Below are 4,953 nucleotides of genomic sequence, written 5' to 3' on the forward strand. Positions count from 1 at the left end.
TTTTTTACTTTGCGTGGCGATGACCTATTTTGTTTTAACTATCGTCGGCTCTAAAGTGCTTGACTTCCGTGTTCGAGATGGGAACGGGTATTTCCACTTTGATATCTTCACCACACCTTGATCGATGCTTGAAAACTAAATTTTATCAACAATGTTATTAATCGAGAATTTATATAAGTCTTCGAATAATTAGTATCAGTTAGCTAAACGCGTTACCGCGCGTACACATCTGACCTATCAACGTTATAGTCTTTAACGATTCTTATTCCATTTAAGGAAGAGAAGATTAATCTTGAAGTTAGTTTCACACTTAGATGCTTTCAGCGTTTCTCTATTCCACACGTTGCTACCCTGCAGTGCAGCTGGCGCTACAACAGGATCACAAGAGGTGTGTCCATTCCGGTCCTCTCGTACTAGGAACAGCTCTTCTCAATCTTCTAACGGGCATGACAGATAGGGACCAACCTGTCTCACGACGGTTTGAACCCAACTCACGTATCTCTTTAATCGGCGAACAGCCGAACCCTTGGAACCTGCTCCAGCTCCAGGATGAGATGAGTCGACATCGAGGTGCCAAACAGTGCCGTCGATATGAACTCTTGGGCACTATCAGCCTGTTATCCCCAGAGTAGCTTTTATCCGTTGAGCGATGGCGTTTCCATACACAGCCACCGGATCACTATGACCTAGTTTCCTACCTGCTCGACATGTATGTCTCGCAGTCAAGCACCCTTATACCATTACACTCTATACACGATTTCCAACCGTGCTGAGGGTACCGTTGCGCGCCTCCGTTACCTTTTGGGAGGCGACCGCCCCAGTCAAACTGCCCACCTAACAATGTCCTCCGACCAGATAATGGTCGCAAGTTAGGGAGATCTTATTACAAGGGTAGTATTCCAACGATGACTCCATATACCCTAGCGAGTATACTTCAAAGTCTCCTACCTATGCTCTACAAGCAATAAAATATCCCAATATTAAGCTACAGTAAAGCTTCATGGGGTCTTTCCGTCCAATCACGCCAAGAGGGCGTCTTCACCCTCACCAGGATTTCACCGAGTCTACAGTTGAGACAGTCAAGAGATGGTTACACCATTCAAGCGGGACGGAATTTACCCGACAAGGAATTTCGCTACCTTAGGACCGTTATAGTTACGGCCGCCATTCACTGGGGCTTCAGTCGAAAGCTTCGCTTGCGCTAACATTCTTCTTTAACCTTACAGCATTGGGCAGGTGTCACCCCATATACATCGTCTTACGACTTAGCATAGAGCTGTGTTTTTGTTAAACAGTCCCCCCTCGCTATTCACTGCGGCTGGTTTTTCTCCAGCACCCCTTTTCGCTAACTTACGGGGCTAATTTGCAGAGTTCCTTAACTGTAGTTAACTCGCTAACCTTAGGATATTCTCCTTGACCACGTGTGTTCGTTCTCGGTACGGACTACTTATTGATTAGCGCTAGAAGCTTTTCTTGGAAGCATGATGTATATGTCTTCTCTACTGCCCGAAGGGTTCGATCGTACTCATAACTTGACCTTAAGATGAGCGGATTTGCCTACTCATCAGTCTTATTATTTAAACCGGAATCCGATAACCGGCACATATTAACCTTCTCCGTCACTCCATCACTCAATACGTAGGTGCAGGAATATTAACCTGCTTTCCATCGACTACGCCATTTGGCCTCGCCTTAGGATCCGACTTACCCTGGGAGGACGACCCTTGCCCAGGAAACCTTAGTCAATCGGTTTGAGAGATTCTCACTCTCATTCGTTACTCACGCCAGCATTCTTACTTGTATAATGTCCACCAGTGCTCACGCTCTGGCTTCGTCCTTTATACAACACTCGTCTACCGCTATCAATAAATTGATAACCCAAATCTTCGGTTATATGCTTAGCCCCGTTACATCTTCCGCGCAGAATCTCTAAACAAGTGAGCTGTTACGCACTCTTTAAACGGTGGCTGCTTCTAAGCCAACATCCTTGCTGTTTAAGAAATTCAACATCGTTTTCCACTTAGCATATATTAGGGACCTTAGATATTGGTCTGGGCTGTTTCCCTCGCGACAATGAAGCTTATCCCCCACTGTCTGACTGCTGGAATAGCAATTACGGTATTCAGAGTTTAATTCTATTCAGTACACCGAGGTGGCGCCATCATAGATTCAGTGCTTTACCCCCATAATTGCATTATCCAACGCTATTCCTAAAAATATTTCGACGAGAACGAGCTATCACGGAGTTCGATTGGAATTTCACTGCTATCCACAGGTCATCCCCTGTCGTTTCAACGAAAGTGGGTTCGGTCCTCCAGTGAATGTTACTTCACCTTCAACCTGCCCATGGATAGATCACCCCGTTTCGCGTCTATTGCCACATACTGAACGCCCTATTAAGACTCGGTTTCCCTACGGCTCCATTTCTACAATTTAACCTTGCATGCAACAATAACTCGCTGGCTCATACTTCAAAAGGCACGCTATCACACATAAATGTGCTCTAACACCTTGTAGGCTTATGGTTTCAGGTTCTATTTCACTCCCATCTCTGGGTTCTTTTCACCGTTCCCTCACGGTACTATGCGCTATCGGTGACAAACTAGTATTTAGGCTTACCCAATGGTCTGGGTGGATTCAGACAGGATTTCACGTGTCCCGCCCTACTCAGGATACTGCTAGGTAAATTATTGATTTCGTGTACGGGATTATCACCCTCTGTGATTGAGCTTCCCAACTCATTCCACTATCAATAATTAGTCCACGTTGCAGTCCTACAACCCCGAATCAAGATTCGGTTTGGCCTGATCCGGATTCGCTCGCCGCTACTACCGGAATAACATTCGTTCTCTTTTCCTCTGGTTACTGAGATGTTTCACTTCACCAGGTATTGCCTTACATTACTATGAATTCATAATGTAATAATATAAAATTACTTATATTGAGTTTACTCATTCGGAAATCAACGGATCACAGCTTCTTATCAGCTTCCCGTCGCTTATCGCAGATTTGCACGTCCTTCATCGCCTGTTTGTCCCAAGGCATTCACCATAAGCCCTTAATAACTTATAATAAATCCTTAAAGTTGTATCTTTAATATGATTGTTAACTATATTAATTAAATTAATATAATTTCTGTTGACTAGATATTTGCATATCTAATCATTAGAAAGATTGTTGATAATAATTCAGTTTTCAAAGATCGACCACATATATCAGTCGATATATGGAGAGAATAATCTCTCAAAACTAAATAGAATCCGACCATAACGATTTATAAAAAAATAAATTGCGGCAAATCATTATGGATTTGTTTGTGATTTCGTACACTTGATTGTGTAATTTAATAAATTACTCCGAAGAAAGGAGGTGATCCATCCCCACGTTCTCGTAGGGATACCTTGTTACGACTTAACTCCAGTCACCAATCCTACCCTAGACGTATGCCTCCTTGCGGTTAACAGTACGGTTTCAGATATTATCAGCTCCCATAGTTTGACGGGCGGTGTGTACAAGACCCGAGAACGTATTCACCGCGACATGTCTGATTCGCGATTACTAGTGATTCCAACTTCAAGAGGGCGAATTGCAGCCCTCTATCCGAACTGAGATTGATTTTGTCTGATTTGCTTGACTTTACAGTTTTGCAGCAGTTTGTCTCAACCATTGTAGCACGTTTGCAGCCCTAGATATAAGGGGCATGATGATTTGACGTCATCCCCACCTTCCTCTACTTTGCAGTAGCAGTATCGTTAAAAAATAACTAACGAAAGGGGTTGCGCTCGTTGCGGGACTTAACCCAACATCTCACGACACGAGCTGACGACAACCATGCACCACCTGTCAGATTGTTAACCTCTACTATATTTCTATAGCTTTGCAATCGATGTCAAACCTAGGTAAGGTTTTACGTGTATTGTCAAATTAAGCAACATGCTCCACCACTTGTGCGGGTCCCCGTCAATTCCGTTTGAGTTTCATTCTTGCGAATGTACTACCCAGGCACATCATTTAATGCGTTAGCTACAACACCGACACGTTCGTGCCGACATTTAATGATGATCGTTTACAGTGTGGACTACTAGGGTATCTAATCCTATTTGATCCCCACACTTTCGAGCCTAAGCGTCAGTGTTAGTCTAAGTTGGCGCCTTCGCCGCCGGTGTTCTTCCATATATCTACGCATTTTACCGCTCCACATGGAGTTCCCCAACTCTCTACTACACTCTAGATTTGCAGTTTTTGATACAGCTATGCGTTGAGCACATAGATTTAATACCAAACTTGCAGATCCGCCTGCGCTCGTTTTACGCCCAGTAAATCCGGATAACGCTTGCATCCTATGTATTACCGCGGCTGCTGGCACATAGTTAGCCGATACTTATTCAAAAGGTACAGTCAAGTTATAATCATTTCCTATCATAACGTTTCTTCCCAAATAAAAGAACTTTACAATCTATAAGACCTTCGTCGTTCACGCGGCATTGCTTCATAAGGCTTGCGCCCATTGTGAAAAATTCCCTACTGCTGCCTCCCGTAGGAGTATGGGCCGTGTCTCAGTCCCATTGTGGCTGTTCTACCTCTCAGTACAGCTACGCGTCATAGACTTGGTAGGCTTTTACCCTACCAACTATCTGATACGGAGCACCCTCATCCAAAAGCGACGCTTTAAAGGCGTCTTTCTACATTTTCTCATGCGATAAGAATGTTATTATTGGGCATTAGCTAACCTTTCGGTCAGTTATTCCCATCTTAAGGGCAGATTGGATACTTGTTACTCACCCGTTCACCACTAGGTTAGTAAACTAACCTCGTTCGATTTGCATGTATTAGGCATGCCGCCAGCGTTAATCCTGAGCCAGGATCAAACTCTTAAAAATTGACGGATTCTATTTAGTTTTCAAAGATCATTTTATAATGTGTTTCGTTAAACACACCATATTATTATAGTGC

At 43.7% G+C, this 4,953-nt stretch carries 3 rRNA genes; all 3 read right to left on the reverse strand.

From position 1 onward, the window contains the following. Positions 1-11: 11 nt before the first annotated feature. Positions 12-115, reverse strand: a 5S ribosomal RNA gene (gene rrf, locus OF365_RS03100). Positions 116-169: 54 nt separating this feature from the next. Continuing rightward, positions 170-3,072 (reverse strand): 23S ribosomal RNA (locus OF365_RS03105). A gap of 290 nt (positions 3,073-3,362) precedes the next feature. Then, positions 3,363-4,880 (reverse strand): 16S ribosomal RNA (locus OF365_RS03110). The 16S, 23S and 5S rRNA genes sit together here, the layout of an rRNA operon. Positions 4,881-4,953 lie beyond the last annotated feature (73 nt).

The organism is Ureaplasma zalophigenitalium, from assembly GCF_025780055.1.
Taxonomy (GTDB): domain Bacteria; phylum Bacillota_I; class Bacilli_A; order Mycoplasmatales; family Mycoplasmoidaceae; genus Ureaplasma; species Ureaplasma zalophigenitalium.